Source organism: Dyadobacter sp. 32, assembly GCF_902506755.1.
GTDB lineage: Bacteria > Bacteroidota > Bacteroidia > Cytophagales > Spirosomataceae > Dyadobacter.
On sequence record NZ_LR735258.1, the window covers coordinates 786448 to 805429 of the forward strand.

13 protein-coding genes are annotated in these 18982 nt (G+C 44.5%); 4 read left to right on the top strand and 9 right to left on the bottom strand.

Translation table 11 applies throughout. From position 1 onward, the window contains the following. Positions 1-49: 49 nt before the first annotated feature. The 6 genes from DYADSP32_RS03085 to DYADSP32_RS03110 form a co-directional block, all read right to left on the bottom strand. Entirely contained in the window at positions 50-1666 is a 1617-nt protein-coding gene (locus tag DYADSP32_RS03085) for a hypothetical protein (RefSeq protein WP_149244084.1), read from the bottom strand. 354 nt (positions 1667-2020) lie between these two features. Next, the gene (locus tag DYADSP32_RS03090; protein WP_414617474.1) at positions 2021-3358 is read right to left on the bottom strand and encodes a hypothetical protein; all 1338 of its coding nucleotides are present in this window, start codon (positions 3356-3358) and stop codon (positions 2021-2023) included. Between the two features lie 354 nt (positions 3359-3712). Beyond that, positions 3713-5407: a RagB/SusD family nutrient uptake outer membrane protein gene (locus DYADSP32_RS03095; protein ID WP_149244082.1), complete on the bottom strand. Its 1695-nt coding sequence runs from the start codon at positions 5405-5407 to the stop codon at positions 3713-3715. A gap of 11 nt (positions 5408-5418) precedes the next feature. Continuing rightward, complete coding sequence (locus tag DYADSP32_RS03100) at positions 5419-8406, bottom strand: SusC/RagA family TonB-linked outer membrane protein (protein WP_414618148.1); 2988 nt, start codon at positions 8404-8406, stop codon at positions 5419-5421. 493 nt (positions 8407-8899) lie between these two features. Beyond that, the gene (locus tag DYADSP32_RS03105) at positions 8900-11461 is read right to left on the bottom strand and encodes an ABC transporter permease (RefSeq protein ID WP_414617475.1); all 2562 of its coding nucleotides are present in this window, start codon (positions 11459-11461) and stop codon (positions 8900-8902) included. 70 nt (positions 11462-11531) lie between these two features. Beyond that, a complete protein-coding gene (locus tag DYADSP32_RS03110) occupies positions 11532-12230 on the bottom strand; it encodes an ABC transporter ATP-binding protein (RefSeq protein WP_149244080.1) in 699 nt (232 codons plus the stop codon). Between the two features lie 214 nt (positions 12231-12444). Between DYADSP32_RS03110 and DYADSP32_RS03115 the strand changes: the two genes are divergently transcribed. Continuing rightward, the gene (locus tag DYADSP32_RS03115; protein ID WP_414617476.1) at positions 12445-13134 is read left to right on the top strand and encodes an arylesterase; all 690 of its coding nucleotides are present in this window, start codon (positions 12445-12447) and stop codon (positions 13132-13134) included. A gap of 3 nt (positions 13135-13137) precedes the next feature. Here the strand turns inward: DYADSP32_RS03115 and DYADSP32_RS03120 are convergent, their stop codons facing one another. Next, positions 13138-13422: a hypothetical protein gene (locus DYADSP32_RS03120; RefSeq protein WP_149244079.1), complete on the bottom strand. Its 285-nt coding sequence runs from the start codon at positions 13420-13422 to the stop codon at positions 13138-13140. A gap of 205 nt (positions 13423-13627) precedes the next feature. Next, positions 13628-13792: a lmo0937 family membrane protein gene (locus DYADSP32_RS03125; RefSeq protein WP_137339943.1), complete on the bottom strand. Its 165-nt coding sequence runs from the start codon at positions 13790-13792 to the stop codon at positions 13628-13630. A gap of 355 nt (positions 13793-14147) precedes the next feature. On the opposite strand from DYADSP32_RS03125, the gene DYADSP32_RS03130 reads away from it, so the two are divergent. The 3 genes from DYADSP32_RS03130 (at position 14148) to DYADSP32_RS03140 (ending at position 17674) form a co-directional block, all read left to right on the top strand. Beyond that, on the top strand, positions 14148-14960 hold the full coding sequence (locus tag DYADSP32_RS03130) for an alpha/beta hydrolase-fold protein (RefSeq protein ID WP_149244987.1): 813 nt from the start codon (positions 14148-14150) through the stop codon (positions 14958-14960). A 40-nt stretch (positions 14961-15000) separates the two neighbouring features. Then, the gene (locus DYADSP32_RS03135; protein ID WP_149244078.1) at positions 15001-15759 is read left to right on the top strand and encodes an SGNH/GDSL hydrolase family protein; all 759 of its coding nucleotides are present in this window, start codon (positions 15001-15003) and stop codon (positions 15757-15759) included. A 115-nt stretch (positions 15760-15874) separates the two neighbouring features. Further along, positions 15875-17674 (top strand): hypothetical protein, encoded by a 1800-nt coding sequence (locus DYADSP32_RS03140; protein ID WP_149244077.1) that lies wholly within the window; start codon positions 15875-15877, stop codon positions 17672-17674. A gap of 446 nt (positions 17675-18120) precedes the next feature. Here the strand turns inward: DYADSP32_RS03140 and DYADSP32_RS03145 are convergent, their stop codons facing one another. Further along, positions 18121-18978 carry an HNH endonuclease gene (locus DYADSP32_RS03145; protein ID WP_149244076.1) on the bottom strand — a complete coding sequence of 286 codons (858 nt, stop codon included), beginning with the start codon at positions 18976-18978 and terminating at the stop codon, positions 18121-18123. Positions 18979-18982 lie beyond the last annotated feature (4 nt).

An 18982-nucleotide genomic window follows, 5' to 3' on the forward strand; every position in this document is an offset into this window, starting at 1 on the left:
GGCCGGACCTTGGCCATGCTTGTCAGGTAGATATTACCGCAATGATGGCTTAAATATCGTGCAATTTATAAATATTGTAAACCGGTTCTCCACATTTGTTCCTGATCACTGCTATCAAATAGGCATTTTGCTTTTTGGTGTTTAAAAATTCGTTTAGCAGCCGGAACCGGTAATTATCCCTGACGTTATAGTTGTGTCCATACATGGGTGTTTTTTCAAGGACGCAGTCGACCAGCAAGATCTGACCAGAACTCTTTAAGGTTTTAACATTCTCCTGATACCACTTTTCGTACCCTGTGGGATAAGGCAGAAAAATGCTTTCGAAATACGTTTTGTTTTTTTTATCAGATAACAACAAAGGAGAATGCAGGCCCCAGGCTGTTGAGATAATCGTCCTTTCAGGCCGTTTCTGGGTATAGGATATCAAGGTTGACATTTCCGGTATGAACAATTCTCCGGTTACACACTCATGCTTTGATTTCAACCAGAATTGGTATTGATTGTAAATGTTTACCACGGTCAAGAGGCCAGCAATTGTAACAAAGGAAAGTTTTTTAACTCCTGAAAAAGGCTGAAACAAAAGATAGAAACTGTGCAGAATAAAAATGTGAAGTGCAGGGTACAAGACGAAAGTGTGCCAGGCATTGGTTGCGTTGACAGTAACTACAATTTGAATAAATATCAAGACAATATATAGTCCAAATGCAGTATGAAAACTTCGGAAGCTTACCCGCCTGGTCCAGTATATGAATAGATTAATGAGAATGATTCCCGGAAACAGTAGATTTCCTGCTAGCTGTAGTAAATTGTTTTGATAGTTCCATCCAAACCAAAAAAATACACGGGTGTTGATCAACGTGTACTTTACCATTTTAACCTGAAATACAATCACTTCACCCAGTTCCTTTATCGTGGATGGGAGCGGAGACGGGTGAATTTCGAGAGCTAAAATGAATGCAACATAGCAGATCACAATGCATAAATAAAGTACTGTGTACCGGAAAATGATCGACCTGAAAAATGCCTGAAGGCTGATGTTACGTTGAATTACCTCCTTGATGTCGGTCCAGTGCATCAGGAAACAGACCCCATACAAGGCATTTACAATCCATATGAAATTTACTTTGTTGTAAATTCCAATAAGCACCAACGCTACAAGCAAAAACTGTTTTTTTACTGTTTCAGGCCTTAATAGGAGGATTAATATACCGAGCTTTACCAACGTTTCAATAGCCGAAGGGCCCTTATCGAAGCGTTGTAGTGTAATGAAAGTGAGATCAACTGAAAGGATCAGGAATACGGCGTAAGCTACATATCTGCTAAAGTAGCCAAGGGCGACTTTGTAGGAAAGGTACACATTTACATATAGGATCAAAACTACCGGAATTCGGACACTCCAGGGGTTAACCCCGAATAACTTGATAATAGGGATATACAGCCAGGATTTGAGCGCGCCGATATAGCTATAAACCATGAGCACCAGGCCGTGCCATTTCAAATGGATGAAAGTTTTTCCATCCAAATCCCCAAGCGCTGCATTTACGAAAATCAGTTCGTCGTAATCAAGTCCAAAATAATCGAGGTTGTGAATTGAAAAGAAGGCAAGTAGCAGTGAGGGCACAACAAACGCAAGAAGCTTAACCGCTTGACGATCTAAATGAAGCATGTATTTTCAAGAATTAACGATGAGCAACCAGTGCGGAAATGGTTTTTTGCCGACACTCAGAGCGAAGTTTCGCGAAATTAATAGTTTTCGTAATAGCAACACGCATCATTGCATATTTTGAGATGCATAAGCAACAATATCTATTTTAATTCCCGGTCCAAGAGGTAAAGACAGCCATCTGCCCATCGTCGAACCAAAAAAAAGGATACAGCGTAAATTTATCTTTGTGTATCCTGTTTAGCGACTCATACTTCCTGACAGGCTAGAACATTGTGTCAAATCGTAATTTTCAAAATGGATGCCAACTCATTAAGGTGTGCCCGAATTTCACCTTTTTGATAACTGACAGGATATTTAGTTTAATCTAAATAGGATTTTTGCCGACGTCTGTAGTTCGAATATGGATTCTTTTAAACCAAGTGCTAACGCAAGGCGGTATATCCTGAAATAAGCCAGCAGAATAATGATCAGATAAATAACGGAAAGAAATACCGGCTGCAAATAGAACGCCGAATAGTTTAAGTCGAGCGCTTTCAGTACGAGATCCAGACTAAGCAGATAAACGAGTGATGTAAGGAGGAAAAGATCCATTTTTTTTGTAAAAACTCCATAAACAAAAAACAGGATCATTGCGCCATGCGAATATCGTTCATGCATTTCGGTGTTGAAATAAAAGAAAATCAGTATGGTTAATGCGGCGGTGAGCGCCAAAAAAGCAATGGAATCATGGTCTTTAAGCTGTTCCGTTGACTTGGTGAGGCTAAGCAAAAACAGGGGCAGGATGGCCATCGCGGCCGCTCCGAAAAACAGCAATACGCCCCAGGTCTGGTAGGTAATTCCCATAAAAAGCAGCTGGTTGGAAACCAAACCCAGGTCGCCGGGGATGAGCAGATACCAGAAATTAAAAGCATTCATGGACAGCACAGGATAATAACCCACCGAGCTCACGGCCATTTTGGCAAACGCGCGAAGCCCTCCAAAGAAAATAAACGGGCTGAGAATGAAGGCTTGTGTAAGGATCCCGGCAATACCAAGGCGCAGTATATTGAATTTGTCAGACTTTATGTACGGGATAAATGCAATGGCAAAAACGGGTAAAATGCTGATCGTTTGTAGCTTACTGTTTAGGCCAAATACAAGCAATGACGCGGCAAGTAATGGACGACTATATACAAAGAGGCAAGCCAAGGCGATAAATGCATTGTGTATACTATCCACCTGCCCCCAGTATAAAGAGTTGTAAAAATAGCCAAGGTTGAACAGGAGCAAATATTTGATCCAGCTCAGGTAGGTGGTATTTCGAATGAAGCGGAAAAGAACAACCAGAGGCAGCAGGTCAAAAATAAATGCGACGATCTTTAGCCAGTTGATGTTGGACTTTATGGCTCCCTCCGAATCGAACACAACGCTAAAAAGCTTAAGAAAGTAAAGGAAAAATGGCGGGTAGTTGATGTAGCCAGCTGAGTATACTTTTGTAAAAGGGGCATTGGTGAAAAACATACTCCAGCCTATCCAGCAGGATATGTCCCCGTCAAGTCCGGTAGTGGGTAAAAAAAATAAAACGGTGAAAAAAAATATCAGAATTTCGGCAAGATCAACCTGGTATTTTGTTTTGATGGTATGGAGATTCAAATTCACTGGGTGTTTTTGCGTAATGAAATAAATTTTTTCGAGCCTGAGAATTTGTGCCAAGATAAGGGATTTTTGGGGAAATTGAGGTGTTTGGGATAGGATACCTGTTAAATGCCATGCCATAACGAACAAATTTGATTTCATTACAGCCTATATTTTTGCACCACATAGGCACATAGGTCACATAGATTGTGTACTACCTATTTTGAATCTATTCCTCCTGTATGTTTTGATTGATTGCGGGTTTCTTTATGGAAGGTGATTACGATGATAGGGGTAAGGAAATAAGGAAATAGCGATTTGAATTCGTATATTTTTCTACGAGTTGCCATTCTATTTGGCCAAAACCCAAAAGAGCCAACTTTCGAAAAAGCTGACTCCTTTGGTCAAATTTAGCTTAGGTTAATTTAAATCTTAATACCCATCATTCTGCTTGAGATACCCTGGCAGGTTGGACGCACCGTCAATCGCATTTTGTGGAATCGGGAAGATCCTCTTCTTTACATCTGAGTTGGTTTTTTCTGTCCAGACCCCTTCGTATTTACCGAAACGGATCATGTCTGTTCTACGTAGCATTTCCCAATAGAACTCAAAACCTCTTTCACGGTACAGCAGATCAAGGGTCATACTGGTGAGTGGGGGAGGTGGTGTGGTAGCCGTGCGGGAGGCTCTTACTATATTCACATCTGCCAGTGCGCCGGCAGCATCGTTGCTTTTACGCAATTTAGCTTCTGCCCGCATCAGGTAGATATCTGCATAGCGAACGATGATGATGTCAGCATCGCCCCTGTTGCGACCTGTATCCGATTTTTTACTGAATTCGTATTTGGCTACCCTATATCCCGTATTGTAGTTGCTACCGGCCGTAGTGAAGTCAATTCTTTCGGAAAAATTCACATCGAGGTCAAACCGGTTTCTGGTAGAATAGGTGAGCTTTCCCACTTTCAATTTTCCTCCCGCGCAACGTACAAAAGCACCGTTTACACGTAACGCTCCATACTGTTGCCCGCGTAGGATACCACGGTTGATCTTGTAATCCGCATCGTTGATACAGGTGTCGGCCTTGTTGCTGTAAATAGACATGTTTTCCTTGTAAAATCGCGGATCACGGGCAGGGTCTACAGTTCCATAGGCTTGTACCCAAGTCTGGTAAAAGTCGGATGTGATGCCCGGACCATCGGTACCGTTGGCGCCAGGAAATGCAGCCAGCGGGAACTGATCTCCCGAAATGGAGAAATACGCCATACGGTTGTGTCCGTTAAGATCTGAACGTTGGTCCACGGCAAAGATCAGCTCTTCATTGGAGTGGTTCTCGTCATTGAAAATCGAGAAATAATCCGCAGAAAGCTTGGCTTGACCGGAAGCTATCACTTTGTCGGTATACTGAATGACTTTATCCATATCACCGGTTCCAAAGTCAAATGAAGTGCCATAGATATTGCGATAAACGGGTGCGTTCAGATAGAGCTTGGCCAGAAGAGACCAGACAGCCGCCTGGTTTAAACGTCCTGGCCCTACTACGGCTTTTGATTGTACAAGAGGCTCCACGGCCAATAGCTCAGTCTCTATATATTTAACTGCTTCAGCTCCTCGGAGGATTTTAGATGTAGTTCCGGCATCCTCCTTTTGGAAGGCAATGCCAAACAAATCCAGCACAACCATGTTGTAGTACGCTCTCATCCCTCTGGCTTCGGCGGAGTACAGCGCTGCCTCAGGACTGGTTGAATTGGCATACGAGCTCATGGCCGTGATACATCTGGAAATAGACTGGGTTAGCGTATTCCACGTATTGGTGACGTTCGGGTTTGTGCTGGTCATCGTGTGTCCGTGCAAAGCCAGATATATACCATTGTCGCCCCAGTCCGTACCGCCACGATAGGGTAGGATGGCCTCATCCGTAGATATTTCCTGTAAAACGAAGTACCTGGTATGCTCAAACAGGGTTGGCAATAATGCGTATACCGGGGCAATAAGTCCTCTTACCGCAGCTTCGTCAGAAACCTGTGCGCTTAAAGTTTCGTCGAGTACCTGCTCCTTTAAATCTGTACAGGCGTTGGTCAGGAAAAGTATCCCTGCTGCCGTCAATATGAGTGATATTTTCTTTTTCATCATTTCTTTGATTAAAATCCTAGGTTAAGGCTAAAAATTACGGTCTTCGCTTTTGGATAGCTCAGGTAGTCGATACCGTAAGACGTGATCCCATTGATCGAACGGTCGTTGTTAACTTCCGGATCATAGCCATTGTATTTGGTCCACACTTTCAGGTTCTGACCGGTTACAGATATTCTTGCAGTCTGAATCCACTTGTTTATACCAAGTTTGGCGGTATTCAGATTGTAGCCCAAAACAAGATTGTTCAGGCGGAGATAAGCACCGTCTTTCAGGTAACGTGTGGAAACGGGCGCTGAGTTGTTAATGGACTCCGTCGGACTTTCAAGCGCCTCCGGCGTTACGTTTACACCTTTCGAAAGCTTTAGTTTGTAAAAATTGGAGTTAGCCGTGTTATCATAAAGCTTGTTGCCCGCAACGCCGTTGAAGTTGATAGCGAGGTCAAATCCTTTGAAAGCAACATTTCCGTTGAAGTTATACATGCGGGTTGGCAACGCAGTTCCGGCAGCAATACGGTCCTTGTCTGTAACAATACCATCGCCGTCCACATCCCGGAAAGTGCTGATCCCTTTATCATCAAAGCCGGTAAACTCTTTCAGGAAGAATGTTCCGATCGGTTGATCATTGATGTAACCGTTGATCGTAGCCGAGGTAAGACCCGAGCCTGATGCAGAACCTGAAGGTATTACGGTATACGGAGAGTTGGTAACATTGTTTTTAATAAAGGTCATGTTACCACCAACTGAGTAGCGCAAGCCATTTTCAAGGGATTTTCTGAAATTTAAGTCAAATTCGAGGCCCTGGTTGATGATTTTCATATCCGGAACATTGGTCCAGAAAGTACCCGCCGGCTGCACAGGATCGGCTGGGATTACTTCAAGCAGTATTTTTTCAGATGTTTTGGTGAAATAATCAATCTCACCGGTCAATGCACCTTTAAATATTCCGAAATCAAGACCTATGTCGGTCTGCGAGGATACTTCCCATTGGATATTGGGGTTAGCCAGACGCGTGTAGGCGGTACCTGCGGGGTAAGGGCCGGTATTTTCCAAAGGATAACTTGTGGTACCTGACACAGAGGACGTAAAGCGGGCCTGTGTGATCTTGGATGGAATTTCCTGATTTCCTGTTCTGCCCCATCCTCCACGAAGTTTCAGATCTGAAAAAGGAGATGATTTCATAAATTCCTCATCAGAGATCCGCCATCCCAATGAGAATGAAGGGAAGTAACCGTATTTGTTATTGGAACCGAATTTAGAAGAACCATCCACCCGAAGGGTGGCTGTCATCAGATATTTGTCTTTGAAGGAATAGGTACCACGGCCAAAAAACGATTGAAGTTCGTTGATAACCGTGTAGCCTCCTGGTTGGTTGAGCACCAAGGTCAGGTCCTGCCCAAGGCCAGGGTTGTAAATCGGCTCAATGTCCGAAACTGGGAATTTGTTGATACTGAAATTTTTACCCTGCAGGAAGATATTCTGATACGAATGACCAACCAGAGCGGTGAGGCTGTGATTCTTGCTTGCAAAAGTGTAGGTCAAATAGTTTTCGATCAGACGGTTGGAATTTTTTGTAAAGTAAGTTTCCAATCTACCGATCTCGTAAGGTACGGTGTTGGGCCGACGTTGCCGGTCTTCAGTGGCAGTGGAATTGTCGATACCGAAATTAAGCTTGTAGACCAACCCTTTGAAGATAGTCACAGATGGTGATATGCTGGCCAGTACCCGGTTTGTTACCAGTTGTTCTTTGTAAAGTTTGAGCGTGATCAGCGGGTTCGTTCCATCCTGATACTGAAAAGGTTCTCCTTTTTCGTCTAATGTTTTGTAAGTTGGGTTAGCGGTAATGGCAGCCCCTATGAGTCCCTGATTATCGCCTCTCAGCCTTTTTGAATTTGTGGCATTGAGATTCAGATCCACGGTAACCCGGTCATTTAACAGTTTTTGGGAAAGATTTATCCGTCCTGTGTAACGATCCATCTGACTGCCTTTCAGAATTCCCTGTTGTTTTTGGGCACCGAATGAACCGTAGTAGGTCATTTTATCGGATCCACCGCCGATGGAAACATTGTGATTGTGGGTCGCAGCGCGACGTGAGATTTCTTTCTGCCAATCCGTATTGGCACCACCGTTGATAATGGCGCTTCCGCCCAGTTTGTTACCTTCTGATAAGAATTCCGGACCGGAATATACATCCAGCGGGCGAGCCATTGTAGAGAGGCCGAGTGATCCGGAATATGTAACACTTGCCTGGCCTGATTTGCCCTTTTTCGTCGTAATCAGTATGACGCCATTCGCGCCACGGGCACCATAAATGGCTGTGGCAGAAGCGTCTTTAAGTACATCTATAGATTCGATATCCTGGGGATTAAGGAAGTTGAGTGGGTTCACGTCGCCTCCGGTTCCGCTGTTGTCCAGCGCCATCCCATCTACCACGAAAAGGGGTGTACTGCCTGTACGAACGCCTCCAGGGCCCCGGATTGTAATGGATGTTTTACTTCCCGGTTCGCCGGTAGCGGAGGTAATATTCACGCCTGATACCTTGCCCTGAAGCAATTGTTCGGGAGAGTTGATGATCCCGGCATTAAATTCAGCAGCTTTAAGTGACTTTACGGAGCCCGTGATATCTTTTTTCACTGTGCTTCCATATCCTACCACTACCACTTCTGATAAATTAGAAGCAGATTCTTTCAGGTTGATAGCCAAGGAATTGCTGTTGTTCTCTGTAAGCAGAAAATTGCTTACAGACTGTTTTTCGAAACCGATATAACTGAACTCAAGGTTATATTTTGTGCCGGTCTGAAGGTTGGCAAATGAAAATGAACCCTGGGCGTCCGTGGTCGTTCCCTGTTTGTTCCCCCCACCTTCCTGTGCGATGACTACAGTTACGCCAGGTAGTCCGGTACCGGGTTCACCGGTAACTACTTTTCCGGTCAAGGTTATTTCCTTCGAAACGTTTCCCTTTTGACGAATTTCTTTTGCTGCATTTTTTCGAACAGGCATTTCAGCAACGGCCACAGCGTACAGTCCGCAAAGCGCGATAAACTGTAAAAGGCAGCTGCGAAACGTCCCGGTTCTGACAAATAGAGTCAAGGATTTTCTCATAATAATAAATTATGGGTTACAAATTGATAAAATAATAAGCACTTTCTCTGATCAGGCGGGGTGAGTAGAGTCTTACAAGTTACAAGAATACAAATTGTATTATTAATGTAAATTATAGAATATACTCAATAGGGAATGCAAACGTTTGAAATTCTATGCAAACGTTTGAAAAAATTCAAGGAAAAAATTGCAATAAATGTATTGAGAATCAGCATTGGCGCCGGATAAGTTGATAGTTGCGGATGAATGGAAAATGGGTTGCGCGTACCATTTAGCACAACCAGTTTCTGGCTGCAATACTCGGAAATTCATCCAAGGTTTTCAGCAATCCCGGTTTATCAAATTGTTAAGAGTAGGTGCGGCGAGTTGTGCCAAATGGGGGGCACCGCTATTAAACGTCCTGACGTAATACTTCCAGGGGTGGGCGGGATAACAGTCCCCGACTGTTGATCAATCCAATAAAGACGGTCAGCATCGAAACAAAGGCGAAGAGTAATACCACTGGTAGTAATTCCGGTGTAAATTCGGTCTCGAAGCTAAACTTTGCCAGCGCCCAGCTACTGATGAGGGCAATGAGGATGCCCGTTGCGGCTGCCAGTGAGCCAAGAAACATGTATTCCAGCGAAGTGATGGCGAAGATCTGCCTGCGGCTTGCGCCTAATGTGCGAAGCAAAACGCTTTCCTGAAGCCTTTGATACTTGCTGATCAACACCGAAGATATCAAGACGATGAGACCTGTAAGGATGCTGAACCCGGCCATGAACCGGATGACAAATCCAATTTTTTCGAAAAGATCATCAATGACACGGAGTACAAGTGCAAGGTCTATGATCGAAACATTCGGATAGCTTTGAACCAACGCCTGTTGAAACTGTGCAGATACTTGTGGCGAAGGGACGTGGGTCATCATCACATGAAACTGCGGTGCGTCTTCCAGCACGCCTTTCGGGAAGACTACAAGAAAATTGGTTTGCACTTCACCCCAGTTCACATCGCGCAAGCTGCCAACTACGGTTGTCATGATGGAGCCCTGGACGTTAAAAGTCATCGTATCGCCCAGCTCGATTTTGTTTCGTTCGGCAAATCCTTTTTCAAGAGAAACGGGAATGCCAGCGGATGTATTGGTATAAGTACCCTGCCACTTACCTGCCGTTATTATTTCTGAAGAAGTGAGGGTATCTCTAAAAGTAACCCGGTACTCCCGGCCGAAAATCCTTGCGGCATCTCCGTTTGTGGTGTCCTTCAAAGCATCTGTCGCATTTAGGCCATTAACTTCCTCGAGGCGCATATTGACGATCGGCACCATCTGGTTCACAGTTAAGCCGCGCTGTTTGGCAATGGCAAGAACTCCTTCTTTCTGGCTGGTCTGAATGTCGAATAGAACAATGTTAGGTTTGTTGCCACTGGACGAAAGCTGTACTCTTTTGAGTAAAATATTTTGCGTAAAAAACAATGTACAGATAAAATTTGTGCCAAGTCCTATCGCCACGATCAGTATAATTGTTTGATTATTAGGTCGGTAAAGATTGGCTAGGCCTTGTCTCCATAAGTAGCTCCACGAGGTCGGGAAGAACCGGCGTACGAGCCACATCAGCAGATTGGCCATGGCAGTCAGTATAAGAAATGCCGCCAGTATGCCCCCGGTGAAGGTTACAGCTTCGATAACCCTTTTGGTCTGGAGCATGGAAAACCCAAATACGAACAGGATGATCACCACATAGATGGCCCAGGTTAACGGATCTTTTTCGAGTTTGGATGGTTCCAATGATCCTCTCAGAACATTCAGGGGCGATATTTTACGAATACCTACAAGTGGTGGTAAAGCGAACAAAATGGAAATGATCAGACCAATCCCAATACCCTGCCCAACAGCCGACCACGAAATGCCGGTGGTGAGTTCGAAAGGCAGGAAGTCCTTGATCACATAGGGCAGAAACTGCTGTATACCCGTACCCAGCAATGCACCGAGTATGGAGCCAATAAGCCCGATGCCTGCTATTTGAATGAGATAGATCAGAAATGCCTGTGAGCCTCGCACGCCCAGGCAGCGGAGAATTGCGATGGAGTTGAGTTTTTCGCGAATGTAAATGTGTATTGCACTCGCAACCCCTATGCAACCCAGTAGCAAGGCTACAAAACCGACGAGTGCGAGAAACCGGGTCAGATCCTGAAACGATCGGCCGGTATCTTCTTTTTGGGTCTGTACCGTTTTGTAATCAAGATTGGCAGCTTCAATCCGTGGTTTAAGTTGCTCAATAAGTTTCGTGACGTCGGTTTCTTTTGAGAAATTGATATAATTTCGGTAGGCGATCCTGCTGCCCTTTTGCATGAGGCCGGTTTGGGTCAAATACTGCATCGGGATATATACGGACGGAGCAACTGAACTGGTGAAGCCCGTCTGTCCTGGAGCTTTTTTGAGTATGCCTGCAATGGCAAAGGTCACTTCACCCACTTTAATCGAGTCGCCAACCTTTGCTTCATATTGCAGCATGAGTGTCTGATCCACAAGCGCTTCTTTTTTTGAGCGGAAGGCTTTTCCCGCAGCTGCAGGAACGGTTTCCAGCTCCCCATAATAGGGGAAATCGCCCTGCAGTGCCTTTACCTGTGCGAGGCGGTTTCCTCCGTTTTTAGGGAAAAGTATCATGGAAGCAAAACTTCTCTCCTCGGATCTTTTGATACCAAGGGAGTCAATAAATGCTTTGTCTTTTCCTGTAAGTGCTTTATTACCTGATACTTCCAAGTCGGCTCCAAGCAGCGAGGCTGCCTGGTCGTCAATATTTGACCTGAGATTGTCTCCCAGAGAATAAATGGCTACCAGTGCGGCAATTCCGAGGACTATGGACGAAATGAACAACAAAAGTCGGGACCGGTTGCGCCGACTATCTCTCCAGGCCATTTTTAATAGCCAGTTCAGATTGGTTCCTTCGTTGGGATTAGAAAATTCGTTTTGCATCTATGTGACTGTATACAATATTATGAAGCAGGATGTTGGTTTGCAATAGGCAGTTTGAGGCGCTGAGCACTCATGCCTCTTCTCCTGTCGTAGTGGGCTGGTCAGAAATGATCTTGCCACCCTTAATTCGGATGATTCGTTGTGTTTTGGCAGCAAGTTCCAGGTCGTGGGTGACCACCACGAGTGTTGTTCCGGCTTCCTGGTTAAGTTCGAAAAGGAGTTTCACGACCCGTTCACTTGTTTCCGCATCCAGATTACCCGTGGGTTCGTCGGCAAACAGAATTTGTGGTTTATTGGAAAAAGCCCTGGCGAGTGAGACGCGCTGCTGTTCTCCGCCGCTGAGCTGGGTAGGATAATGGTGCCCCCGATCGGCGAGGCCCACCTTATCGAGCAGGTCGAGTGCGCGCGGTTTTATATTTTTCTCACCTCTTAATTCCAAAGGCACCATTACATTTTCCAGAGCGGTCAGCGTAGGCATCAATTGAAAGTTTTGAAAAATGAAGCCGATGTATTTATTCCTGACCGCTGCCAGTTGATCTTCATTTAATCCGTTCAGCCTGGTACCATGCAGCTCCACCAGGCCGGAAGATGATCGGTCCAGTCCTGCACATAACCCCAGCAATGTGGTTTTACCACTTCCGGAAGGCCCAACAATAGATAACGTGGATCCGGCGGGTACCGAGAAATTAATATTTTCTAAAACGGTTAGCGACCGATTTCCACTTTGATATACTTTGCCTACCTGTTGAAGATCGAGAATGGTGCTCATCAAATGATTGTATTTTGGGTGCTTTGTAAGACTTGGCAACCGGTTTTGATAAAATTTGGTTCTATGGGATTGAAATGGAAGATAAATATAGGTTGAATGGCGTTTAAAAATAAGTGAACGGTCGTTTCCTCATCTGTGAATTAGGCGGGGATTGTTACCTTTGAATAATTTGTTAAGCAAATTCCTGTGCCATAAAACAAATCTGATTGTGTTTATGAAATATATGATGACAACCATTGCCCGATTTCTTGTACTAACGATCGTGTTTGCAGCATGTAATACGGAGAAAAAAGAAAACACAGATAATTCTGCGGATACGTCCGTGGCGGCTTCCAAACCTTCCGTGAGCAGCAAGAGAACCATTTTATTTTTTGGAAATAGTCTCACTGCCGGCTATGGGCTTGATGATCCGTCGCAGTCCTTTTCCGGGCTGATCCAAAAAAGAATAGACTCTTTGGGACTGGATTATAAGGTCGTAAATGCTGGCGTTAGCGGAGAAACTACTTCTGGCGGGAATAGCCGTATTGACTGGGTTCTGAAAAATCCGCTGGATGTTTTTGTCCTTGAGCTTGGTGGCAACGATGGTCTCCGCGGCATTCCTGTAACGGAGACCAGAAAAAATCTTCAGGCAATCATTGATAAAGTAAAAGCGAAATATCCGGATGCAAAACTGGTGCTGGCCGGCATGCAGATGCCCCCGAGCATGGGCAGCCAATATACCGGGGAATTCAGGAAACTTTACAAAGAGATAGCCGACAAAAACAATGTAAAGCTGATCCCCTTTTTGCTGGAAGGGGTAGGTGGCGAGGTGAAATTAAATCAGAAAGATGGAATCCATCCTACCGCTGAGGGGCATAAAATTGTGGCAGAGAACGTTTGGGAAGTCCTTAAAGATGTGCTGTGACAGTTAAACTGGTTTGATTAATTTCCAAAGTTCCAATTTCGCTTCAAGAATTTCTTTGGATGAAACGTAATGATCGAAGGCATCGACTTTGATGCCCTCTTTTAATTTGGGATTTATGATTCGTAGTACGTAATCCCTGTCACTGAATGGGTCGATCCACCGGTCCGATCCGCATTCTTTAATCCACATCAGATAGCCCCAGTTGGATTTGTTTTCGTGGACATAGAGCCAGACAGACAACTTTACCTGGCTGCCATCTTTTCGTTTAAAGATTTTTTCGTGGGTCATGAGTCTGAATCGTGAAGGGGGCTATCGAAGTCAATGCTGTGAATATACTACCGTAACGCGGACAACCCGCAAAAAAAATGAGCCATCCGGAAATTTCCGGATAGCTCTTCATCTATTGATTACAAGTGTATGTGATAAAATATGCAAATCGTTAACAAATGAGTTGATATTGTTACTCTTTCATTAACGACGTAGCTGGAATGATCTAAACCACCCGATCTCCGCGGATTACCCGAAGTATTACGGCTACTATGGCAATCACAAGCAAAATGTGAATGATATTGCCCATCCCGAAGCTAGCAAAACCGAAGTAGCCAATCAGCCATAGAATGACAAGTATAACGGCAATTGTATAAAGAAGATTTCCCATGTGAAAGATAAGGTTAATGGTGATAGTTATGCGGTGTTTGGTTACAAATTTATGCCAGACCGGTTTTGCCAGTTAGTTGCGCTCTTATTCCCCGTTTTGCCCGAATAGTGCGTTTAATACAGGTATTTTTAATGAAAAGTTGTGGAGAAAATTCTCCTCGATTACCAAACTTATGCGTGTTACAGTAAGTATGGATGCTGGATGATATGGTTTTAGGATGAGCACAGGTAATTTACCTTTGAAAAAATTAATCGATGAATCAATTCTAAGTCTGATGAACAAAATTGAAAAGCTGTATTTCAGGGAAGGCGCGATGCTGAAAAGTCTGCCGACTTTCCTGAGTCAAAATGTATGTATGCTGCTTGCTTGCTGGTTGATATTCGCCACTATGTCGCTGGATGTTGTTGCGGCAGAAGTGGATACGGTGGAAACGTATAGCGAAGTGATGAAAAAAAGAATCAAGGCGGTCATCGTAAAACCTGTGGGTTATAATCAGTCAAAAGAAATGCCGGTGGTGTATTTGTTGCATGGCTATGGCGGAAATTATAGCGACTGGATAAAAAAGGCAGCGGATGTCACCAAGCTTGCCGATCAGTACAATATCATGATTGTTTGCCCGGACGGGGCCGTAGGAAGCTGGTATTGGGATAGCCCGATAGACCCTCAATTTCAATATGAAACCTATGTGTCAAAAGAATTGGTGGCGTTTGTCGATGGCAAATACAAAACGATCAGGGATCGGCGTGGACGCGGTATCACAGGGTTGAGCATGGGCGGACACGGGGCACTGTACCTGGGTATCCGTCACCAGGACGTTTTTGGAACTGCCGGCAGTATGAGTGGGGGAGTGGATATACGGCCGTTTCCAAATAATTGGGATATGGCCCGGAGGCTGGGCAAATATGCCGAGCAGCCGGAAAGGTGGGAAAAAAATACAGTGGTAAATCAGCTGCATTTACTGACACCCAATTCACTTGCGCTCGTCATTGACTGCGGAACGGAAGATTTCTTTTTCAAAGTAAATGAAAATCTGCATCAGCAACTGCTCTACCGGAATATTCCGCATGAATACATCACACGCCCGGGAGGACACAACTGGCCGTACTGGAACAACGCGATCCAATATCAGCTGATGTTTATGAATGGTTTTTTTACAAAATTGAAGTAATGCGAAATTCCGGGGTTCTTGTCTTGGTAACAGGGTTATTATGAAAAATAGAAGGGATTTTATCAAAACGCTTGTAGTGGCAGCCACAGGTGCCAGCCTAGGAAATCCGGCAATAGGTGCGGGTTTGGATCAAAAACAGCTCTCTAGCCATCATGCATACGGCCTCACGGTACTCTTTCAGGGGGATTCGATCACAGATGGTAACAGAACCCGGAATACCGATTGGAACCATGTGATGGGTCATGGTTACGCCTGCAACATTGCGGGTAGGTTGTGGTATGACTACCCGGATAAAGGTTTTCAGTTCTATAACCGGGGAATCAGTGGCAACAGGATCACACATCTGGCTGAGCGCTGGCAGGCCGACACGCTTGACTTAGAGCCGGATGTGTTGAGTATTTTGGTAGGTATCAATGATGTCGGCGGGTTTGTCAGGGGTGATACCTCATGCACCCCTGACCAATTTGAGACAGGTTACCGGGAACTACTCATTCGAACAAAGGCTAAGCTCCCTGCATTGCGGTTTGTGCTGTGCGAACCGTTCATTCTGCCCGTAGGGAAAGTGAAAGACAATTGGGAGGTATTTCAAAGGGAGGTCAGCATCCGGCAGAAGATTACCAAACAACTCGCCTCCGAATTTCAGGCTGTACACGTACCGTTCCAGCATGCTTTCGATGCAGCGCTTAGCAAAGCACCCGCCGAATACTGGATATGGGATGGAATACATCCCATGCCGGCCGGTCATGAGCTGATGGCCCGGTTCTGGATTGAAAAAGTTGCCGGGCAATTGGGCATTTAAAAGACAACGGAACCAAATTCCTGATTTATATCAGCCTTGAGACCAACACACGTCAATTTTTCCGAATGTGTGTTGCCTTAGTTTTGGATCTTCAAATTTACTGCTCCGGCAATTTATGATCCAGACAAATCAAACGCATACTTTTCATATTCCGGTACTAGGGCTGGGATATTCTGTTGATACGCCTATCAAGGTTTCACCCTTCGGTATTTCATCCGTTGCGTCCATCGTAGATGATGAAATGATAGAAAGGATGAGAAAACATCACACGCTTTCGAATGGGGAGGTTTTTATACCTATCCCAACCAGTGAGCCCGACTTTCGCAGTAAACGCATAACGGCCTATCTGAACCTGATGGAGAGGATTATAGACCGGCATTTCTCAACGCTCCAAAAGGAGCCCTTTGAGACTGGTACAGATATTACCCGATATTTCGAACTGCTGCCCGACAGCGCTGCTTTAAAAACACGTTACCTTGAGATGAAGGCTATGCAGCCCGGTGCGGAAAGGACGGCTTTGCAGGAGCGGCTTCGAAATGCAATTTCAAAAGGGGCAATTGATGTGAACATCATGTCCAAGGTGGATAAACTGAATAAGGATGTTTTCGGTGAACCGCTCGATGATACTTTTTCCGATGCTTCTGCAGCATTACGGGGTTTCGCAAACAGTACACTTACTTCTTCGCTCGTTCTTTCGGCAGGTATGAATCCACGGTTGTACAATTACGTTGAAAATTTCCCTGACTTTTTTCCAGATGCAAAGGGACATTTGAAAAAGAGAATTATCCTCAAGGTTAGCGACTTTCGGTCTGCTTTTATTCAGGCCAAGTTTTTGGCCAAAAAAGGAATATGGGTCTCTGAGTTTCGCATTGAGTCGGGTCTGAATTGTGGGGGACATGCATTTGCCACCGAAGGATACCTGCTTGGACCTATTTTGGAAGAGTTTAAAGACCGGAAACAGGAAATGCTTGAGGCTCTTTTCAGTTTGTATCTGCCTGCCCTGGCATTAAAGGGAATTGAAATAGCCAGTGCTCCGTCCACACGCATTACGGTACAGGGCGGCATTGGCACTGCCCAGGAAGATCGTTTTTTGTTGGACCATTACGAAGTGGATGCCACCGGATGGGGTAGCCCTTTTTTGCTTGTTCCGGAGGTTACCAATGTGGACGACGCTACATTGAAAGATCTGGTTTCAGCCAAAAGTGATGATTACTATGTCAGCAATTCATCACCGCTGGGCGTACTTTTCAATAATTTCAAAAAGAGCAGTGCCGAAAAGCAAAGGCTGGAACGCATTGCAAAGGGCAGGCCCGGTAGCCCATGTAACAAGAAGTATCTGGTGTCGAACACCGAGTTTACTGCCGAACCGATTTGTACAGCGTCGAGGCAATATCAGAACCTGAAAATAAAACAGCTGCAGTCCGCAAAGCTCAGTTCCCAGGAGTATGAACGGCAATACCAGGCGGTTACCGAAAAGCTTTGCTTATGCGATGGCCTGAGTACCTCTACTTTAAAGAAACATGGTCTGCTGACTCCGAGAGAAAATCATGCCGTTTCCATTTGCCCGGGACCTAATCTGGCCTGGTTTTCGAAGGTGTATTCGCTGGACGAAATGGTTAAACATATCTATGGTAAACTGGATTTGTTAAGCCATGTGAGCCGGCCCAACATGTTTATCAATGAATTGAGCCTGTATGTGGAGCATTACAGAAAGGATATTGAAATGCAGGCCAATGACCTAAATGATAAAAAGAAAAAGTACCTGCAAAAATTTAAAGATCAACTGCTCGCTGGAATCGACTATTATCGTGGATTGATTCCGCAACTGAGCCAACATACCCATGCGTATCGCGAAGAGATGTTTTCACAGTTGGCCACCATTGAAAATCAATTAAAAACTTATCCGGTGGTGTAGAAAATTTAAGGAAGCGAGCTCTTTGTTTAGTAATCGTCCTGTTGCAGACTGTCGGCTTTGATGGTTTCGGCAGGACGATTTTTTTATAATAGTCATGCTCAGATCCTGAAACCACATGTTAAAGCTATCGGTTAAATGTGTACTTATTCTGGTTACCCAGAACTCGATATTCGCTTTTTGCCAGTTGACTCTCACCCATAGTACGCCTGAACCGCTTACAGAATGTGAATGTGCAAGGGCTAAAGCAGCCGATGCAGTTTACAAATTTTTGGACACCAAAGCCTTTCCTTTCACCACCTTCCCCGCTCTGAATGAGCCACTTTACATACGAATTCGCTTTCCTATCAGGCTGGGAGGGCATGATGCAAAAAACTTTGATTGGAAACAGTATTTAAATTTCTCTAATTTACATTTTCAAAAATAGAACATAAATTAATCGTCGAAGGTTATAGTTCTTTTTTAAGAAAGAGATCAAAAAGCTTGAGGACTGCATCTTTTTGTTTGTCTTTAAGAGAGTTGGCGATGAAAAAGTCGAATTTGGTAAAAAGGAAATAGCCAAATCTTGAATACTCTCTTCTTGGATCCTGAAGTGCAGCAAGCCTTCTGAAAACTCGTTTTGCAGATTCTCTGCATTGGTCGCTATTAATTGTGCCTTCGGAGAATTCTTGTAAAATTTCCTGAAGGTCGTTTACATAACGTTTCAGAATTCCAAGTCTTTTAAAAACCAACTCCTTTCTATTAAGATCACATATTTCAATTGTTTTTTCTGCTTGGGAACTTAACCCTAAAATGTCTCCATTTGGTCCAAACACAAAATGAGTCTCTACATCATCCAGCTCAGGATGTAGAATTAGTGCCTCTTCTGCTCTGAGTTTGGCCGAATCAGCTACGCAGTATTCGATTTCTGGTAATCCATCCGCATCAAGAGAAGGCTCTGTGATTTTGGCTGCTGATGTTGGAAAGCTGTAACCTTTTTTGCGGTTGCACTTACTGCAGCACAGGATCAAATTACTCCACTCATACGCTAGCCAGTAATAGCCGTTGTGAATCAAATCATCATTGACCTTCTTTTTAGGACGATAATGGTCAACCTGCATTGCAGCACCTGCGGAAGTGTTGGTCTCGCAATAGGCACATTTCGAATGATACAGCACTTCCAGTGATTCCAAGGTTGCATCCCTGTAGACCTTCGAATCGAATTTATGCTTACTTTGGGTAGTGATAGAATCCAATATAAGAGCGAGTCTTCGGGATTCAATTAACTTTTTCGGCAGGATTGTGAAATCTTTTTTTACACTAATCATTATC